The sequence below is a fragment of the Arthrobacter sp. Z1-9 genome (assembly GCF_054792695.1).
Genome location: NZ_CP096456.1, coordinates 2153354 through 2170750 on the forward strand (window position 1 = coordinate 2153354; position 17397 = coordinate 2170750).

Genomic DNA, 17397 nt, shown 5'->3' on the forward strand with positions numbered 1-17397 from the left:
CCGACCTACCTCCAGGAGTTCTGCTTACCTATGCCCCATCCCGAAGACTTGCCCGGATCCCGCTCCAGGACCAGCCCGGTGCTCTACCGCAACGGCTCCGTCTACACAGCCGCTGACCCCTTTGCCACCGCCATGCTGGTGGACGGAGACACGGTGGCGTGGGTGGGATCCGAACAGGCAGCTTCTTCCATCGCTGACAGCTCCATGGACATCATCGACCTCCGCGGTGCCCTGGTTGCTCCCGGTTTCGTTGACTCCCACATGCACTTGACGGAAACAGGAATCGCCCTGGATACCCTGGCGCTGCAGAAGGCCAACTCGGCGCGTGAGGTATTGGATGCCGTGGCCGCCGCCCCTGGCGACGGCCCGGTCCTGGGCCACGGCTGGGATGAGACCAATTGGGCCGACGCCACGCTGCCAAGTTCCGAGGAACTGGAGCGGGCTTCAGGAGGCCGCCCGGTGTACCTGTCCCGGGTGGACGTCCACTCAGCCTTGGTCTCACCGTCCCTGGCAGTCTTAGCAGGCCTTCCCGGCCTCGATGGTTTCGACGGCGGCGCAAGGGTTCGACGGGCCGCGCACGCCGCAGCCCGGCAGGCAACGCGCCGGCTCCCGGAAGAGGTGCTTCGGCGGCACCAGCGCCGGGCCCTGGCTGAGGCCGCCGCCAACGGTTACGTGGCAGTCGCGGAGATCGGCGCTCCGCACTTAGGGGGCGCGGAGGACCTCAGGCTGGCGGCAGGCTGGAACAGCGGGGGAGTGCCGGCGCCTGAAGTGTTGCCTTACTGGGGTGAACTGGCGACATCCGAAGATCACGCCCGCAGCATCCTGGATCAACTCGGGGTGGGCGTCCGGGGCCTGGCCGGCGACCTGAACATCGACGGCTCCATAGGATCACGCACTGCGGCCCTGAGGTCCGGTTACAGCGACGCCCCCGACGAGTCCGGCAGCCTTTACCTGAGTGTCGAGGAGGCGGCAGCCCATCTTGCTGCCTGTTCCCTTGTGGGGATCCAGGGCGGATTTCACGTCATCGGGGATGCCGGGCTGGATGCCGCACTGGAGGCGTTGGACCTGGCGGCCGCCGAAGTGGGGGAGCAGCGCGTCCGGGCTGCAGGCCACCGGTTTGAGCACGTGGAGATGGTGGACGCGGCAGCCATCAAAACGCTGGCCCGCTACTCCGTGACGGTGAGTGCCCAGCCTGCCTTCGATGCTGCCTGGGGAGGTCCTGGAGGACTGTACGAGAAGCGGCTGGGGGAGCGGGGAAAAACCATGAATCCTTTTGCCAGCCTCTACTCCGCCGGCGTTCCGGTGTGCTTTGGCAGTGACAGTCCCGTGACGCCGCTGCGCCCCTGGTCCAGCGTCCGGGCCTGCCTGGAGCACCACAATGACGATGAGCGGATTTCGGCGCGCGCGGCTTTCCTGGGCCACACCCGGGCAGGGTGGCGTGCAGCCAGGTATCCCAACCCGATGGCCGGCCAGCTTGTCCCCGGAGCTCCGGCCAGCTTCGCCGTCTGGGAAGCCGAGGAACTGATGGTGCAGGTGGCCGACGGCAGGGTCCAGTCCTGGAGCACCGATCCAAGGGCCCGGACGCCGTTGCTGCCGGCACTGGACACAGGCTCGGACCCGCTGTGCCTTCAGACGGTGAGGGACGGAATCGAGCTGTACGCCAGCCCTGCCCTGCGTTCCTGACCTGCGTTCCTGGCCCCCGTACCGTCCGCTCTATAATGGGTAGCTGCGCCTGCCAGCGACTATGCTCGTCCGCGGGTGCACCGACCGTTCCCTCCAGGAAGGCCTTCTGTGCGCGTCCTTACCATCATCCCTACCTACAACGAGCTGGAATCGCTGCCCATCACGCTGCAACGGCTCCGTGCAGCCGTACCTGCCTCGGACGTGCTGGTGGTGGATGACAACAGCCCTGACGGGACGGGCCGGCTTGCCGACGGGATCGCTGCCGAGGACTCCCAGGTGCACGTGCTGCACCGCAAGGGCAAGGAAGGGCTGGGCGCCGCCTACATTGCCGGCTTCCGGTGGGGCCTGGCCGCCGGATACGACGTCCTGGTGGAAATGGACGCGGACGGCTCGCACCAGCCCGAACAGCTTCCCCAGCTCCTCGAGGCCATCGACCAGGGTGCCGACCTTGCCATGGGTTCCCGCTGGGTCCCAGGCGGAAGCGTGGTGAACTGGCCGCTGTACCGGCAGGCCATCTCGCGGGTGGGAAGCACCTATGCCCGCCTCATGCTGGGCCTGAAGATCAAGGACGTCACCGGAGGCTACCGTGCCTTCCGCAGGACAACGCTGGAAAAGCTCAACCTGGACCAAGTGGACTCGGTGGGTTACGGCTTCCAGGTGGACCTCGCCTGGCGCGTATCCCGCATGGGCCTGCGGATCGAGGAACGGCCCATCACCTTTGTGGAACGGGAATTGGGCGCCTCCAAAATGAGCGGCAACATTGTGGTGGAGGCAATGATCAATGTCACCAAGTGGGGACTCCAGGCCCGCTGGAACACCCTGACCCGCAAAAAGGTCCCGGCCCAGCCTTAACTACCGAACGCGGCTGTGGTGACAAACGGCAGTGCGTTAAAGAACCAAGGGCCGTCCCCCCACATTATGGGGGACGGCCCTTCGTGCATTTGTAGGATGCTAGGCGGAGCGGCGCTCTCCACGGCGTTCACGCAGGATGGTCAGCCGATCCTCCAGGATCTGCTCCAGCTCCGGAAGCGAGCGGCGTTCCAGCAGCATGTCCCAGTGCGTGCGGACAGCCTTGTCATTGCTGGTGTCCGGGCGTTCGCCGTCGACCAGGAGAGCTTCCTTGCCGGTCTTGGAAACCCAGACCGGGGGAATCTCCGCCTCGGATGAAAACGTAACGAAGACCTGCTCGCCGTCCTCGCACCGGTACTCGACGCGCTGGCGCGGAGCCGGCTCGACTCCGGACTCGGTCTCCATGCTTTGCGCACCAAGGCGCATGCCCCGCAGGCTGCGATCGCTCATGTTTTCTCCCTCTGGTCGGTTCGCGGAGTAAAACCCCGCGCAAGCCGGTGGCTGAAAAGCACCGCCGGACTACTGTGTGCTCTGTGCTGCATCTTAAGATTCAACGCATTGCGAAGCTTGGTTGTTCCAGCGGATCTGCTCCTGCCGGACAAATACCCCATTATACGGGTGTCATGCCATGCCGACCAAAAGAGAGGGGATCCGCAGCAGCTGCGGATCCCCTCTTTGTGCCTTCACCCGGCCTTGAACTTATGGCTCGGAGGTCTTAACCCGCACCTCGTCGAACAACCCGGCCGCGGCGGGATCAGGGTTGGTTCCCCCCAGCGCGTTACCGATTCCCTTGAGGGCTTCGCCGACTTCGCTGGGGATGATCCAGAGCTTGTTGGAAGAACCCTCTGCGAGCTTTGGAAGGGTCTGCAGGTATTGGTATGCCAGCAGCTTCTGGTCAGGGTTGCCCTTGTGGATGGCGTCAAAGACCTTCTGGATGGCCTGCGCCTCGCCGTCCGCGCGGAGGATGGCGGCCTTGGCATCGCCTTCAGCCGCCAGGATGGACGCCTGCCGCTGGCCTTCGGCCGTCAGGATGGCTGACTGCTTGGTTCCTTCGGCTGTAAGGATTGCGGCACGCCGGTCCCGCTCCGCGCGCATCTGCTTTTCCATGGAGTCCTGGATGGAATGGGGCGGATCGATGGCCTTGAGCTCCACCCGGGAAACACGGATGCCCCAACGTCCCGTTGCCTCGTCCAGGACGCCGCGCAGCTGGCCGTTGATCTGGTCACGGGATGTGAGTGCTTCTTCGAGGTTCAGGCCGCCTACGACGTTGCGCAGGGTGGTAGTGGTCAGCTGCTCGACTGCCTGGATGTAATTGGCGATTTCGTAGGTGGCGGCCCGGGGATCCGTGACCTGGAAGTAGACCACCGTGTCGATGGAGACCACCAGGTTGTCCTCGGTGATAACCGGCTGCGGAGGGAACGACACCACTTGTTCGCGGAGATCCAGCAACGGCAGGAGCCGGTCCACAAACGGGATCAGGATGGTCAGCCCTGGGTTGAGCGTCCGCTGGTACTTGCCCAGGCGTTCAACCACACCGGCGCGCGCCTGCGGGATGATCCGCACCGACCGGACCAGCACAATAATCACAAACACGATCAGGACCACCAGCACAATGGCCAATGCAGTTCCTCCTGCGTTATCCATACATCTCCTTGTTCCCCATTTGTTCAGGCTGCATCAGGACTGGCTTGCTGCTTCCGGCGGCGCTGAAACCACTGCCGTGGCCCCATCGATGGCGGAAACCACGACTTTCTGGCCGGCGGGAAGGACGCCCCCTGCAGAACGGGCTGTCCAGATGTCTCCGCCAATCTTGACCAGGCCGCTGTCGGATGTCACCGGTTCCATCACCACGGCCTGCTCACCGATCAGCCGGTCGATGTTGGTGCGCTGCTCTGACGGACCGTTTTTCAGGTGGGCCAGGGCCACGGGCCGGACAAAGGCAATCATGAGCAGGGACACCACGCAGAAGACCACAATCTGGAGCCACAGGTCGGCGCCCGCGAAGTCCGCGACGAGTGCGGCGAGGGTTCCTCCGCCGAGCATGATAAAAAACAGGTCAAGGGTGATCATCTCGATCACGGCAAACGCCAGGAAGGCCGTGAGCCACAACGCCCACCAGTTTTCCCCGAGCCATTCGAACAACGTTCTCCCCCTTCGCTACGGGGAGGCGCACGCGCGCACCCGCCAGTAACTGTCCTTCAATCTTAGTGCGGCCCCCTTCACTGTGGGCTGGCTCTCACCAGCCGTGCGGCGATAGTGGCCAAGTCGTTACGTCGCGGCGGGGATCCGGGGCCGGAAGACCGTCAGCCGGAAATGCGCTTCGGCCTGGATCGGCTCCGGCACGGCCTGCAATCGTTCAGACAGTTCCATCCGGTCGAGGTGGTGGCCGGCCGGTCCCATGTAGGCAAGGTCGGCGGCCTCCCGGCGCGTCAGTGCCAGGGGTATATCGACGTCGGCGCCTGTTTCGGCGTCGAAATGGCTGCCCATCGCTTCAGCCAACCGCGCTTCCTTGCCTTCCTCGATGCCAAGCATCCCGGTAACAGTGGCGATGGCAGCAAGATGCCCGCGCCGCGGGGTGACCACCACCAGGCGCCCGGCGGGCCGCAGGACGCGGGCAAATTCCGCCGCATTGCGTGGCGCAAAGACGACCGTAATGACGTCCAACGAGTGGTCCGCCAGCGGCAAGGGCTGCCAGACATCGCACACCAGGTTCACGGCCTCGGAGTTCAGGCGCGCGGCCCGGCGCAGGGCGAATTTGGAGATGTCCAGGCCCAGGGCAGCCACCTGACGGCGGTTCCGGGCGGCGGCATGATCCAGCACCGCCCGCAGGTAATGCCCCGTTCCGGTCCCGGCATCGAGGACTGCGCCGCGCCCTTCGGGCAAGCAGGGCACGACGGCGGCTGCCACAGCGGCTGCCAGCGGCCGGTAATGCCCGGCGGCCAGGAAGTCGGAGCGTGCCTGGACCATGTCCGCAGTATCGGCCTCGAAGGCAGTACCCTTCCCGACCAGCAGATTGAAGTAGCCCTGGCGTGCGGCGTCGAAGCTGTGGCCGGACGGGCACGCCAGGCGACCTTGGTCCGAAGCGGCCCGAAGTTCCAGCGGATTTCGGCACACCGGGCACAACAGCGGAAGGTCGGTCGTGGAGGGCATGGGAACCATCCTATGGCGCACCCGGTTCATCCCTGGACGGGCGGTGGTGCTGGAAGGTCAGCAGAGGCTGATGCCGGCAGGACCGGCTTCGAAACCGAGCCCCTGCTGCGCCTTGCTGATACCCGGGTCGGCCCAGTGCGCGGCGTATTCGGCGTTGCTGCTCAGGGACCTGAGCTGGGCGCGGTCCACGTACAGCACACCGTTGAGGTGGTCAGTCTCATGTTGCACAATCCTGGCCTGCCAGCCGGAAAACTTCCGCTGGATCCTTGCGCCGTCAGGAGCCTGAAACTCAAGAAGCACATTATCGGGGCGGGCCACCACGGCCTGGAGGCCGTTGAGGGACAGGCAGCCCTCGTAAAAGGACGCCAAGCCCGTCCCCAGCGGCGTGTAGCGGGGGTTCAGGACCGCAAGGAAGTCCAGCGGGCTTCGGTGACGGAGGGCAGCGGCCTCGGGGTCGACGTCGAACTGGTCCTCGACGACGGCCAGCTGCAGCGGTATGCCGAGTTGGGGCGCCGCCAGCCCCACACCCGGAGCCTCATGCATCACCTGGCGCATAAGGATTATGAGGCGCACGAGTTGGTCGTCCGACAGTTGCCCGTCAAAGGCGGCGGCGCGCTGCCTCAGCGCGGGATGACCTGCCTGCACAATGGGCGGGAGGGCGCCTGCTTCGAGGATCCGTTCCACGGGTTCCCGGATCTGCTCTGCGGTGTATACGGTTTCCGGCGGGCCTTGGCTCATGGGGAAAGCCTAGCGGCCGGGCGCCCGTGCCCGCCCTGGTTGCCTGTCCAGCTCCTGCATGGTGAAACGCCGGGCTACCCACCGGTTGACGGACGGGGTGGCAGCCGCCGCGCTGATCCCCAGGTTCCGAAGGTCCAGCAGGGGCCGGGCCAGCGGCCGCCCCAGCATCATGTTGATCTCAGACTGCCGCTTTGCCAGCGTCGCCGCACGCTGCCGGCTACCCTGAAACTCCCTCAACTGCCGGTCCAGCTGGTCCGTGGTTCCGGCAGCTAGCGCCCGCTGGAGCAGGGGAGCGAGGGCCCGGGCATCCAGCCAGCCGAGGTTCATGCCCTGGCCGCCGATGGGGCTGATCTCGTGGGCAGCATCGCCGAGCAGGAACACCCTTCCGTCCATCATCCGCCGGGCCATGGTGGAGCGGACGCTGAAGGCACTCAGCATGGTGTTGGTTCCGGTGTGCGGGAGGATCCCGGTCCGGCGCAGGACCAGCCGCGCCAACTCATCCGGCGTGGCGTTATCGGCAGGCCGTCCCAGCCGCACCACCCAGCGCCGGATTCCGCCGGGCAGGGGAAAGGATTCGACAATTCCGCCGGGCTCAAGGAACAGGACCGCCCGTTCTCCGTGCAACCCGGAGTCCTGGAAATCGCCCATGAGGTAGTGGTCCGGATAATTTTTCTGGCGCACGGGCACGCCGAGGAAGCCGCGCACCTGGGAGCGTGCGCCGTCGGCTGCTACAACGAAGGAGGCGTGCCACGCGGATTCGCCGCCGTGGTCGTCCCCGGAAGGCCCGGCGACGACGGTGACCCGGCCGCCGTCGTCCTTCACCTTCCTGGCCTGCACACCCCTGACGAGGGCGGCGCTGTCCAGTTGGCGGACGCGCTCCTCCAGGAGCTGCTCGGTGCGGAACTGGGGCAGGGCCAGCACGAAGGGAAAGGCGTCCGAGACTCCGGCGAACGGCATGGTGCCAACCGTCTTTCCGCCGCTGACTGCCAACCCTTCGCGGATCTGTACTCCGTCCCGGACCGCGGGAGAGGCAATGTCTATCTGCTGCAAAGCCTCAAGGGCAGGCGGGTGGATGCCGATGGCCCGTGTATGCAGGTTCCTGGCCTGTCTCTGCTCCAGAACCTTGACGCTGACGCCGTCCTGAAGCAGCAGGGCGGCCAGGTACAGGCCCACCGGGCCCCCGCCGATAATCAGGACATCCGTTTCCGGTGCCATGTCAGCTCCTGCGCAGGGCGAGAACCTGGTGGAACCTCGCGGTGGGTTCGACGTTCCAGCCCGGGGGAGCGAGGGCGGCCAATTCGGCCGGGGTGTAGCTCCTGCGGATGGACGTCAGGCCGTCCTGCCGGATGAAGGAACGGCGGAACGGGAGGGCTGCGGCTGAGAAAAGGGCGTAAGCGGCGGGGCTCCGCCTCAGGTCGTTGTGCAGCACTTTCCTCGTGGAAAGGGCGGCTGAATCGGCGAGCAATTGCTGCAGTTCGTCCGACGGGAGGTGGTGCAGGACGTGGTTCGAAATCACGAAGTCAAACCGTCCGCCTTCCCGGATAAGGTCTGAACTGTGCGCCTGCCGGAACGCGACTCCGGGCAGGGGCGGGCGTCCCAGCGCGAACTGGGCGGCACGCGGATCAGGGTCTATGCCGGTGATCCGCAGCGGGAGTCCGTCACGGCGCGCCCATCCTGCCAACATGTGCGCAAGGTCGCCGCCGCCGGAGCCGATGTCCAGCAGGGAGGCTGCAGCCTTGTTCGCGGCGAGGGAAGGACGAAGCTCCCGGACGTAGAGCCTGCGCCATCCGGAAAGCGCGCGGTTGACCAGTGCGAACTGGCGGTAGGTGTTCTGCAGGAGCCGGGCGTCGCAGTCCTGCGCGTCCATCAATTCCACGGCGTCGACGGCGCGGTGCCGCAACAGCAGGTCCAAGGGGCTCAGGGGACCGGTACTTCTGCCGCCGCGCGGCCCGGCATCTGGCCCGCCACTCCTGCGCCGGGAGCCTGGCGCAGTTTGGTGAACAGCGCCGTCTCCACCGTGAGTCCCGGGCCGAAGGCCATGGAGCAAATGCGTTCGTCCCCGTTCTCCGGCTCCTGTTCCAGGATGTGTTTGAGGACAAAAAGTACCGTCGCGCTGCTCATGTTTCCGTAGTTCCGCAGCGTCTCGCGCGCCGGAATCAGTTGCTCATCTGACAGGCCCAGCCGGGACTGCACCTTGTCCAAAATGCTGCGGCCGCCGGGGTGGATGGCCCAGTGCCGGATGGATGTGTAGGGGAGTGCCTCCAGTTCCGGGTCCAGGGCAAGAAGGGGCCGCAGGGCACCGACAATATGGTCATCGATGATGTGCGGCACATAATTTCCCAGCACCATCTCGAAGCCGTGGTCGCCGATGTTCCATGCCATTGCGTCCTCGCCAACCGGTGTGAGCACCGTTTCGAAGTGGTCGAGCTGGAGCAGGGCCTTTTCCTCCGAACCGCTGCGCGCGGTGACGACGGCGGCAGCCGCACCATCGGCGAACAGTGCTGAGCCCATGATCGTGTCCGGATCATTTGAGGTGCGGACGTGCAGGGAACACAGCTCGGCGCATACCACCAGGACGACGGCCTGCGGGTCGGCCTCGCAGAACAGCTTTGCGGCGCGCAGGGCAGGGAAAGCCGCGTAGCAGCCCATAAAGCCCAGGTGGTAGCGCTGGACCGCCGGATCCAGGCCCAGCTCCCGGACGATCTTGTAGTCAGGGCCCGGGTTGAAGAAGCCGGTGCAGGAAACTGTGATGAGATGAGTTATGTCAAGTAAGTCGAGTTCCGGGGCGGCCTCGACGGCTGCCCGGGCGGCGGTCACAAACAGCTTGGTGGCCTCGCGCCCGAAGATGTCGTTGCGTACCTTTGTGCTGGGATTCAGCAGCAGGTTGGTCTCCGGATCGAAAAACTGCGGGTTGTCGGAGCGATGCTCCCTGGTGAGTTCCTCCACGGCGGTAAAGCGCGTATCAATGGCAGCGGAGTCAAAGCAGGTACTGACCAGCCGTGAGCCGAGCCGGGACAATCCGGGCTGGGCCGCAAACACGTCACGGGCTTCTGTCTGAATCAGCATGGTTTGTGGGACTGCAGTTTCAAGTGATCGCACGTAGACCGTCATTGACTCATTCTTAACGAGCGCCCGGAATAAGACAATGCTGACCTGCGGATTCATTGTGCGGGCGCAGGGTTGTTGGCCGGCTTTGGGAGGTGCTGGCTCGCCCCTTTCGGCGCCCGCTACAAACGCCGATAATCTACATTATGTAAAGCTGGCCCTGAGAGTGGCGCCCCGGAGGCTTCCGGCCTCCACGTCTGCGTAAACCGCAGCAACTCACCAGGATCCAGCATTCCAGCATGGACTTCCTCGTGTCCAACGTCAGAAGCAGCCCGTCCAGTACCTCTTGTTACAACGACATACTCAACACGTTTGCCGCAGAGCGGGGCATCCACGATCTAGGCCCTACACAAGACGTAACGATGCTTCTCGAACTGGGAGTATCCAGGGCGAGTGAAGTGGTTCTCATGTCATCGGGTCTCTCACGAACCGCCACGATCGGGATATCAACTTATATTGCCGCCGACGAAAGGACTTCGTAAGAGTGTTTGGACTGGCTCCGACTGCAGAATATTGAGGGTCTTGATTTACCGGTCCTTGTTCAGCGAGAGATACAAGAGCTTGTCGACGCTGTAGATCGCTAAAGCGGAATGCCTGCGCCCTATTCCTGGGTCTCCGGACCAGCCCACTCAAGGGCCGCAACGACACGGCCCTCATCTGGTAGCCGTTCTCGTTCAGCCGGAGGAATCCTGGCACGTGTAGGCGGCCACTGCCATAGATGAAGTAGATCGTCCAAGGCTAATGCCGACACCGCTCCCCCACCAGAACAATAGTGTTAACGCTGTCTGCACTACGGTTCTGCTCAACATCATTCGAACTGGCAAAGGGACCGGAGGACTGAGTTTCGTCTCGCTGGGATCTGTCCCCTTACACCGGAGCGGGCGGCCGAGTTGGTCCAGCGGGCTGGCAGCGGCATTTCAAAAGTCGTCCTTGCCCGCGATTACGGGATCAGCAGGGAGATCGTCTACCAGTACCTACGCCAAGCCAGGCAGGCGGGAACCTCCTCCCCCGCCGGGTCGCCCTTTTGCCGTAGCTTTACGGAAGATCAACTATCGGCGTTTGAAAATGGGTGGGGGGTTTTGCCGAAGGCTGGCGGAGCACACACGAGTGACACTTTCGGGTTGGGCCCAGTTCGTCATTCAGGCGCTTAGACAGCCGGGGCCGGGAAGTGATCTGCGGGCGCGGTGCGGGAACAAAGAGCTTCGTAGCCAGCACAGGCGTTGGCATACCCCCCGTATAGGCGGACGGTTCCTCCCGAGCCGTTGTAAGCGCTCCTGCTCTTGCTGCAGACCGCCCGGCATTGGACAAGCTCCATTGAGCACCCGCTGGCTTGCGGCGTGCGCTATTGCGGTCCGGAAAACAGAACGGAGGCAACCCCACGGGCAGCCTCCCGCGGATCTGCCGGCAGTCCCGGAGGCAGACTGCCGCTGAGCCAAAGGGCGGAAAACCCGTGGACCAGGGACCAAGCCGCCAACGCCGCGTCCTGTGACACCGGGCCTGATTCCGAGGATGTGAACGGCGCAACCCCCCGGTAGAGGGACTCGCCCGCCCGAGCCTTCGCCGCAACCAGTTCCGGATCCTCTGTCCGGTACAGCTCCGGGCGAAACATTACGGCAAAATGGGCTGGGTGCTCGACGGCGAAGCCGACATAAGCCACTCCCACCTCCAAGAAGTCACCGGTCCGCCGCTGCGCCTCCACCAGCGCGTCCGCGAGGAGACAGAAGCCCTGCACTGCAACGGCAGTCAAGAGGCCCGCTTTGTCCCCAAAGTGATGGGCGGGGGCGGCATGGGAAACGCCGGCCCGTCGGGCGAGATCCCGCAAACTCACTGCTGACGGACCCGACTCTGCAATGACATCGAGGGCGGCATTGATGATCGTGTGCGGAAGGTTCTTGTGATGGTACGTCGATGTGCTCATGCCCCAAGACTAATCCCAATCTAGTCATTGACAAGTTAGGGCCGAAGAGTAATCTAGTCAGTGTCAAGATATAGATGCCTCTGGAAGGAACGCACTATGGCACCACTCATTACACTCCTGGCCGTCACGCTCCTGCTTCGTATCGCTGGGGCTATGGGCGTCAAACCGCTCCGGTCGTGGCACACCAGCCTGCGTGGCGGCTTGGCGGCCATGTTCACCCTGACCGGGGTGGCTCACTTCAACGGTATGCGGGGCGAACTCGTGGCCATGGTGCCGCCGGCCCTGCCCAATCCCGAACTGCTGGTCACAGCGACGGGCGTGCTGGAACTGCTTGGTGCCGCGGGTCTCCTCCATCGTCGAACGGCGCCGTGGGCGGCCGGCGGGCTGGCCCTGCTGCTGGTGGCCATGTTCCCGGCGAACGTTTACGCCGCACAGGCCGGACTCATAGTCAACGGCGCAGCCGCCACGGCGCTCCTGCCTCGGACGCTGATACAGCTGGTATTCATCGGTGCCACGATCGCAGTAGCGCTCCCCTACGCCCGGCCTCTAATTCACCGCACACCGGCTTCCACCCGCACAGTACTGCCTGCCAAGAACCTATAAAGCGCCGGCCAGGGTGGCAGGGAGATGTCCGTGACGGATCCGGTTTTGATTCCGAGGTTGAGTGCGACCGCGGTCGTGAAGCACTCTCACTGTCGTGAGCAGCATGCGGCGTTTTCCAGAGCTATATGGTCCCGCAAGTCGCCAGCCAGGACCCGGGTTGAGCACAAGTCTTTTGAAATCAAGAGCGTGCTTGAGCAGGCTGGACCGCAGGGCGGGCGGTTCGCGCGGGTCCTTGGGCCCGGCGGTGGATGAAGTATTCAGCCACGGCCAGGCTCAGTACCCAGGATGCCCCGATCAGCAGGGCCCTGGTTAGCTCGTCAACGGGTCCTATCAGCAATATCCAGGGGATGGTGACGACGACGATGGTTCCCTGGGAGATGCCGATGGCGTACGCGCGGGACATCCATTCACTGTGCCGAACGTAGTTGTGGCGCCGTACGGCGATGAATCCCAGGATGATGAAGGCGACCATGGCTGAGCCGAAGACGAGTCGCAGGATGAGAAGGAGCAGCCCGTCCAGGGGCGGGAGGTCGTAGAAGACCGCCATCCACAGGCCGGAGAGCGCGGCGAGCAGTCCGGTGGGAGCAAGGATGCGTCCGGCGATTTTGTGCCAACTGAGCCTGCCGGGCTTGCCGCGGCGGAGCGAGGGCACGAACTGGAACGCCCCGAGCACCAAGTACACCGTGACAGTGGGGATGTGAATCAGCACGGGGATGGGCGAGTCGAAGAATCGTACGTTATCCGGCGTTATGTGACCTCCCGATAATTCGGTCAGACGCGTTGCGCCGGCGATGATCGGGACGAGGCTGAGGAGGATCAGGGCGGCGGGTACGAGCCATCGGGTACGGGGTGGCTTGGGGCGGGAGCGGGGAAGGGTTTGGGCTGGCATGGTGTCGCTCTCTGGTGGGTGGGCTCACGCGCCCGCCGGGTTGGGCCCGTCCAGGAACCCCCAGAGTTCCTTGTGATGGTGCTGGAAACAGGCCCGGCCGTCACGGGCCGCGTTTGCATTACGCAGGCGTCGGTGACGCCGCACGGTGCGTTGGAGGATCGAGCGGGCCCTGGTCGAGCCGGAACGGCGGGTACTTGTCACTCATCAAGGCCGCATACGAGATGGTCCGCACGGTCCATCGGTTGATGCCCATCAGCAGGTCGAAGATCCCAAGACGGTACACGCCGGTGAAGAGCAGGATGACTGCGGCGATGCATACCAGCAGGCTGAGCAGGGAGATGCTCGCCGTTGAGGAGGAGGCTGCGCTGCCGGTAAGGGCGGCAACGATGAGCAGCTGCGGCAAGGCGAACAGCCAGGACTTGAACAGTACCTTCCAGTGGGAGAGCTTCACGGGATAAGCAACGTCCAGTTCCGCCGGGTAATCTGCGCGGGCGAGGGTAAAGGGCGGATAGCGATCGGTGCCAAGGACGCCGTAGGCGTAAAACGTCACGCGCCAGTTCCAGCGGAGGACGCCGACGGTGAATTGGAAGAGCGAGGCCGGATAGCGGCCGGTGAACAGGATCGCAAAACCTGCTGCCACGGTTACGACCAGGAACGCGACCCACAGCAGGGCCAGGATGATGTAGTGGGGAATAACGAGGACCCACTTGACCAGCCAGAGCCACCGCGACAATCCGGGATCAAGATGCCCGGTAAGTTGGGCCGGCTCGTTTCCAATCCGGTCGGCTTCCTGCGAGGCCCCGGGGGCAATCCCTCGTCCCAGGCCTGCAGCCCCGACGATGATCAAGACCAGCGCGACGCCGATGGCAAGCAGCGCCGTCGAAAGACCGTCAACTTCCCGCGGAAGCGAACGGTAGGCCGACAGCATAGCGACCGCGGCGAGCCCGAGCAGTACTCCCACCACGAGGACGGCCATGGGCAGTGCGGGCATTTTTGCTACTGGTGAGTCTGGCGCCCGGGGAGAATTGCCGGGCATTGACGTTGACATGGCGATCTTCTTTCCTGGGGCCGACGGCTGGCGTGCCCGGAGCTGGCGACCGGGCTACCGGTTGCCAGCAGCACGGTTTCGTACGGCGTACGCCCACCTTACCGTACATAGTACGAATTGGCGATAGTTGTCGGCCGGGAAGCTTCAATTGACAGCCGGACGGCTGCTAGGCCCCGGCTTCCGGCGCGTGAATCGACCGCGCGAGTCCTTCGAGGATGACGTTCAGTCCGAAGTCGAACTCGTCCCCAAAGTCATAGCCGGGCTTGAGGACGTGTTCGGTGGCGATCTCAACCAGGCGGGGGTATTGCCCGTCGGAGAAGAGCTTGACGATTGAGGACGTGACCTCGGGTGCCGCGTCCGGACCATGGAATGGCAGTGCCGCCTCCTGAAGGGCGGCACCGTAGATGTAGCTGTCCAGCAGCGCATACGCGTGAGCCGTCATCTGCACCGAGAACCCCGCGGACCGCAGGGTAGCAAGGGTCGCCTCGTGATGGCGCAGGGTGGCAGCCCCGGGAGATGCCCGTGTCTCCAGCAGCCCTACGGCCCAGGGATGGCGCTTGAGTGCATCCCGCACCGCATGGGCCCGGCGGTGCATTTGCTCACGCCACTCCCCCGCCGGGGATGGCGGCTCTATCTCGTCGAAGACCATATCCACAATGCCGTCAAGAATCTCGTCCTTGTTGGCCACGTAGTGGTAGAGCGACATCGGCTTCGTTCCCATGCTGGTCGCCAGGGATCGGATGGTCAGCCCAACAATTCCCGACTCATCGGCGAGATCGAGGGCGCATCTGAGTACCCTTTCCCGGCTCAGTGGAACGCGTTTCGAGAGCAGGTTTTGCGTGCTGACTGACATGATGGCTCCCAGCCGTATCGGTTTAGTACTACGTACGCTACCATGGCCGTACAGCGTACGAAATGGCGCTCACATCAAACAGTCCCAGGAGAGCGGCCATGACCTCACACGTTCCAGGCGTCACAGAAAGTCCGTCCGCACGGACAACGCCGGCAGTGGAAACTCCGATGCGGACCATCGTGCAGGAGACCTACGGGTCCGCCGACGTCCTGCACCTCGCGCACATTCCCCGCCCCGCCATCAGCGAGAAAGAGGTTCTGGTCCGCGTGCACGCGGCCGGACTGGACCGGGGCACCTGGCATGTCACCAGGGGCCTGCCCTACGCGCTGCGGCTTGCCTACGGCCTCCGCACCCCTAAAAACCCCGTCCCTGGGCTGGATCTGGCGGGCACCGTCGCAGCAGTCGGGGCAGCGGTAACCACATTCTCCGTCGGTGACGAAGTTTTCGGTTTCGGGAAGGGTCCCTTTGCCGAATTCGCCGCCGCGGCCGAAAACAAACTTGCCCTTAAACCTGCAAACCTGACGTTCGAACAGGCATCGGTAGTCCCGGTCTCGGCCAGCACGGCGCTGCAGGCGATCCGTGCAGCCGGCCCCATAACGCCTGGGCAGAGGGTACTGGTCCTGGGCGCCTCAGGCGGGGTCGGCAGCTACGCCGTGCAGCTGGCCAAAGCAGCCTGGGCCGAGGTCACCGGCGTGAGCAGCACCGCCAAAATGGACCTGCTGCGCTCCCTCGGCGCCGACCACGTCATCGACTACACCCGCCAGGACTTCGCGGACGGCACCGAACGGTACGACCTGATCCTGGACATCGCAGGAAACCCAACCCTTACCCGGCTCCGCAACGCCCTCACCCCCACAGGAACGGCCGTGATCACCGGCGGGGAGGAAGGCGGATCCTGGACCGGCAGCATGGACCGGCAACTCCGCGCCCTGGCCCTCAATCCGTTCATCAACCAGCGGCTGACCATGGTCATGGGCAAGGAAAACGCAGCTGACCTCGAACACCTTCGACGACTCATCGAAGCCGGCACCCTCACGCCAGTAATGGACCGGACCTACACCCTGGAGCAGGTCCCGGACGCCATGCGCTACTTCGACGCCGGTAAAGCCCGCGGAAAAATCGCCATCACCATCCAGGTCCCACGAAGCTAAGAGAGAAGCACACGATGACCGTTTCAGCCCCGCACGGCGCCTTGCACGCCACCGGCAACCAACCCACCAGATCCCTGCGCGCACCGAGCCTGATCGCCGGAACCGCCCTGCTGCTCATGTCAGTACTGTCCGCCTGGGCGAACTTCGGCGTCCTGGAAAACCTCATCACCACAGGCGACACCGCAAAGACCGTCGCAGATATTTCCGCTTCAGAAGCACTGTTCCGCATGGGCGTAGCCGCCCTGGTCGCCGTCGTGGTTTTGGACGTCATCGTCGCCGCAGCGCTGTTCGCGGTGTTCGAGTCCGTGAACCGTGGCGTATCGATGACGGCTGCCTGGTTCAGACTCGCTTACTCAGCTGTCTTCCTCGTCGCGATCTGCCGGCTCCTGGAAGTGCCTGCACTCCTGACCGGCGACCCGGAACAGGCGATGCGTATACTTGGCGCCTTCGATGCCACCTGGAAAATCGGGCTCGTCCTCTTCGCCGTCCACCTGCTGCTGATCGGCTACCTGGCCTACCAATCCGGGTTCATCGCAAGGATCTTCGGCGTCCTGCTCACCATCGCCGGACTGGGCTACCTCACCGACGGATTCGCCACCATCCTCATCGCTGATGCCCCGTTCAGCTTCGCACTGTTTGTTTTCGCCGGCGAAGTAGCACTCCTGTTCTGGCTGCTCATCAGGGGTCGCCAGGTCCGGGTCCCCGCCAATCCTTCCCCCAATGCTCAGCACTCACATGTAAACAACCGCCCCGCTGGAGCAACCGGCAGGACCATCCCCATCCTCTAAGGAACCCCATCATGCAACAGGACCATAGCCCCATTACGAACGGCCCGGCAGTGCTCGCCGCTGGTACCTCCGGAGGAAGCAGGAACGCCCAAGGAGACCCGCCCGCAGTCGCTGGATTGCCTGCCTTCCGCTTGAACCTGATGCGGGGCGGCTACCTGCTAATGGCAGTAGGCCTGATCATCGTCAAATGGCCCGTCCTGCTCCAGGCCGCTTCCATGCCCGTGATGGACGGGGCAGTCGTCTGCATCCTGACAGCGATGTCGCTCCTGGCACTCCTGGGCCTCAGGTACCCCATCGGCATGCTGCCGATCCTCTTGTTCGAGGTCATCTGGAAAGTGCTTTGGCTGGGGGTCGTGGCGCTCCCCCACCTTCTCGCCAACGACATGGACACCGCGACAGCCGACATGCTCTTCAGCATTCTCTTCGTGGTCGCCATCCTGGCCGTGACCCCGTGGGACTACGTGTGGAAGCGCTACGTAAAGACTGCCGGGGAAACCTGGGGACGAACCGCCTAAAAGAACTCCCACACCGTGAGGTGGCGGGCTGCCCCGCCGGACCGCCCGGGCACTAAAAGCCGTCCGCCGGATCCCTCGAGCGCCTAAACAAACGAACTGCCTGTCCG

18 protein-coding genes and 1 pseudogene are annotated in these 17397 nt (G+C 64.3%); 7 read left to right on the plus strand and 12 right to left on the minus strand.

Features of this window, described 5'->3' with window-relative positions; all coding sequences use genetic code 11:
- Positions 1-30 precede the first annotated feature (30 nt).
- Positions 31-1683 (plus strand): amidohydrolase, encoded by a 1653-nt coding sequence (locus M1D93_RS09900; RefSeq protein WP_461174902.1) that lies wholly within the window; start codon positions 31-33, stop codon positions 1681-1683.
- Between the two features lie 108 nt (positions 1684-1791).
- A complete protein-coding gene (locus M1D93_RS09905) occupies positions 1792-2535 on the plus strand; it encodes a polyprenol monophosphomannose synthase (protein ID WP_461174903.1) in 744 nt (247 codons plus the stop codon).
- A gap of 99 nt (positions 2536-2634) precedes the next feature.
- On the opposite strand, the gene M1D93_RS09910 is transcribed toward M1D93_RS09905, so the two are convergent.
- The 8 genes from M1D93_RS09910 to M1D93_RS09945 all read right to left on the minus strand — a co-directional run bounded on the left by M1D93_RS09910 (position 2635) and on the right by M1D93_RS09945 (position 9531).
- Positions 2635-2982: an RNA polymerase-binding protein RbpA gene (locus tag M1D93_RS09910; protein ID WP_013600997.1), complete on the minus strand. Its 348-nt coding sequence runs from the start codon at positions 2980-2982 to the stop codon at positions 2635-2637.
- Positions 2983-3231: 249 nt separating this feature from the next.
- The gene (locus tag M1D93_RS09915) at positions 3232-4176 is read right to left on the minus strand and encodes an SPFH domain-containing protein (RefSeq protein WP_461174904.1); all 945 of its coding nucleotides are present in this window, start codon (positions 4174-4176) and stop codon (positions 3232-3234) included.
- A 33-nt stretch (positions 4177-4209) separates the two neighbouring features.
- Positions 4210-4674, minus strand: coding sequence for an NfeD family protein (locus M1D93_RS09920; RefSeq protein WP_461174905.1), 465 nt, complete (start codon positions 4672-4674; stop codon positions 4210-4212).
- Between the two features lie 126 nt (positions 4675-4800).
- Positions 4801-5682, minus strand: coding sequence for a putative RNA methyltransferase (locus M1D93_RS09925; RefSeq protein ID WP_461174906.1), 882 nt, complete (start codon positions 5680-5682; stop codon positions 4801-4803).
- A gap of 57 nt (positions 5683-5739) precedes the next feature.
- Entirely contained in the window at positions 5740-6420 is a 681-nt protein-coding gene (locus M1D93_RS09930) for a peptide deformylase (protein WP_461174907.1), read from the minus strand.
- Between the two features lie 9 nt (positions 6421-6429).
- Entirely contained in the window at positions 6430-7635 is a 1206-nt protein-coding gene (locus M1D93_RS09935; protein WP_461174908.1) for an FAD-dependent oxidoreductase, read from the minus strand.
- Position 7636: 1 nt separating this feature from the next.
- Positions 7637-8287: a methyltransferase domain-containing protein gene (locus M1D93_RS09940; RefSeq protein ID WP_461174986.1), complete on the minus strand. Its 651-nt coding sequence runs from the start codon at positions 8285-8287 to the stop codon at positions 7637-7639.
- A 50-nt stretch (positions 8288-8337) separates the two neighbouring features.
- Positions 8338-9531, minus strand: a complete 1194-nt coding sequence (locus M1D93_RS09945; RefSeq protein ID WP_461174909.1) for a type III polyketide synthase — start codon at positions 9529-9531, stop codon at positions 8338-8340.
- A gap of 860 nt (positions 9532-10391) precedes the next feature.
- Between M1D93_RS09945 and M1D93_RS09950 the strand changes: the two are divergent.
- Positions 10392-10514: pseudogene (locus tag M1D93_RS09950) on the plus strand (helix-turn-helix domain-containing protein); the annotation flags it as partial.
- Between the two features lie 353 nt (positions 10515-10867).
- Here the strand turns inward: M1D93_RS09950 and M1D93_RS09955 are convergent.
- Positions 10868-11443 carry a TetR/AcrR family transcriptional regulator gene (locus M1D93_RS09955; RefSeq protein ID WP_461174910.1) on the minus strand — a complete coding sequence of 192 codons (576 nt, stop codon included), beginning with the start codon at positions 11441-11443 and terminating at the stop codon, positions 10868-10870.
- 96 nt (positions 11444-11539) lie between these two features.
- On the opposite strand from M1D93_RS09955, the gene M1D93_RS09960 reads away from it, so the two are divergent.
- Positions 11540-12046: a DoxX family protein gene (locus M1D93_RS09960; protein ID WP_461174911.1), complete on the plus strand. Its 507-nt coding sequence runs from the start codon at positions 11540-11542 to the stop codon at positions 12044-12046.
- Positions 12047-12224: 178 nt separating this feature from the next.
- Here the strand turns inward: M1D93_RS09960 and M1D93_RS09965 are convergent, their stop codons facing one another.
- The 3 genes from M1D93_RS09965 to M1D93_RS09975 form a co-directional block, all read right to left on the minus strand.
- Positions 12225-12935, minus strand: coding sequence for a DUF2306 domain-containing protein (locus tag M1D93_RS09965; protein WP_461174912.1), 711 nt, complete (start codon positions 12933-12935; stop codon positions 12225-12227).
- 118 nt (positions 12936-13053) lie between these two features.
- Positions 13054-13926 (minus strand): DUF4389 domain-containing protein, encoded by an 873-nt coding sequence (locus M1D93_RS09970; protein ID WP_461174913.1) that lies wholly within the window; start codon positions 13924-13926, stop codon positions 13054-13056.
- Positions 13927-14149: 223 nt separating this feature from the next.
- Positions 14150-14836 (minus strand): TetR/AcrR family transcriptional regulator, encoded by a 687-nt coding sequence (locus M1D93_RS09975; protein WP_461174914.1) that lies wholly within the window; start codon positions 14834-14836, stop codon positions 14150-14152.
- Positions 14837-14934: 98 nt separating this feature from the next.
- Between M1D93_RS09975 and M1D93_RS09980 the strand changes: the two genes are divergently transcribed.
- From M1D93_RS09980 to M1D93_RS09990, 3 genes are read left to right on the plus strand one after another with little or no spacing between them, the layout of a single operon-like run.
- Positions 14935-15987 carry an NAD(P)-dependent alcohol dehydrogenase gene (locus M1D93_RS09980; protein ID WP_461171429.1) on the plus strand — a complete coding sequence of 351 codons (1053 nt, stop codon included), beginning with the start codon at positions 14935-14937 and terminating at the stop codon, positions 15985-15987.
- A 14-nt stretch (positions 15988-16001) separates the two neighbouring features.
- On the plus strand, positions 16002-16775 hold the full coding sequence (locus tag M1D93_RS09985) for a DUF4386 domain-containing protein (protein WP_461171430.1): 774 nt from the start codon (positions 16002-16004) through the stop codon (positions 16773-16775).
- A gap of 11 nt (positions 16776-16786) precedes the next feature.
- Positions 16787-17290 (plus strand): hypothetical protein, encoded by a 504-nt coding sequence (locus M1D93_RS09990; RefSeq protein WP_461171431.1) that lies wholly within the window; start codon positions 16787-16789, stop codon positions 17288-17290.
- Positions 17291-17397 lie beyond the last annotated feature (107 nt).

Coding starts and splice junctions, on each gene's coding strand:
- M1D93_RS09900 (WP_461174902.1), top strand. CDS start 31: ATGCCCCATCCCGAAGACTTGCCCGGATCCCGCTCCAGGACCAGCCCG.
- M1D93_RS09910 (WP_013600997.1), bottom strand. CDS start 2,982: ATGAGCGATCGCAGCCTGCGGGGCATGCGCCTTGGTGCGCAAAGCATG.
- M1D93_RS09915 (WP_461174904.1), bottom strand. CDS start 4,176: ATGGATAACGCAGGAGGAACTGCATTGGCCATTGTGCTGGTGGTCCTG.
- M1D93_RS09925 (WP_461174906.1), bottom strand. CDS start 5,682: ATGCCCTCCACGACCGACCTTCCGCTGTTGTGCCCGGTGTGCCGAAAT.
- M1D93_RS09930 (WP_461174907.1), bottom strand. CDS start 6,420: ATGAGCCAAGGCCCGCCGGAAACCGTATACACCGCAGAGCAGATCCGG.
- M1D93_RS09935 (WP_461174908.1), bottom strand. CDS start 7,635: ATGGCACCGGAAACGGATGTCCTGATTATCGGCGGGGGCCCGGTGGGC.
- M1D93_RS09940 (WP_461174986.1), bottom strand. CDS start 8,287: ATGGACGCGCAGGACTGCGACGCCCGGCTCCTGCAGAACACCTACCGC.
- M1D93_RS09945 (WP_461174909.1), bottom strand. CDS start 9,531: ATGACGGTCTACGTGCGATCACTTGAAACTGCAGTCCCACAAACCATG.
- M1D93_RS09955 (WP_461174910.1), bottom strand. CDS start 11,443: ATGAGCACATCGACGTACCATCACAAGAACCTTCCGCACACGATCATC.
- M1D93_RS09960 (WP_461174911.1), top strand. CDS start 11,540: ATGGCACCACTCATTACACTCCTGGCCGTCACGCTCCTGCTTCGTATC.
- M1D93_RS09965 (WP_461174912.1), bottom strand. CDS start 12,935: ATGCCAGCCCAAACCCTTCCCCGCTCCCGCCCCAAGCCACCCCGTACC.
- M1D93_RS09970 (WP_461174913.1), bottom strand. CDS start 13,926: ATGCCCGCACTGCCCATGGCCGTCCTCGTGGTGGGAGTACTGCTCGGG.
- M1D93_RS09975 (WP_461174914.1), bottom strand. CDS start 14,836: ATGTCAGTCAGCACGCAAAACCTGCTCTCGAAACGCGTTCCACTGAGC.
- M1D93_RS09980 (WP_461171429.1), top strand. CDS start 14,935: ATGACCTCACACGTTCCAGGCGTCACAGAAAGTCCGTCCGCACGGACA.
- M1D93_RS09985 (WP_461171430.1), top strand. CDS start 16,002: ATGACCGTTTCAGCCCCGCACGGCGCCTTGCACGCCACCGGCAACCAA.
- M1D93_RS09990 (WP_461171431.1), top strand. CDS start 16,787: ATGCAACAGGACCATAGCCCCATTACGAACGGCCCGGCAGTGCTCGCC.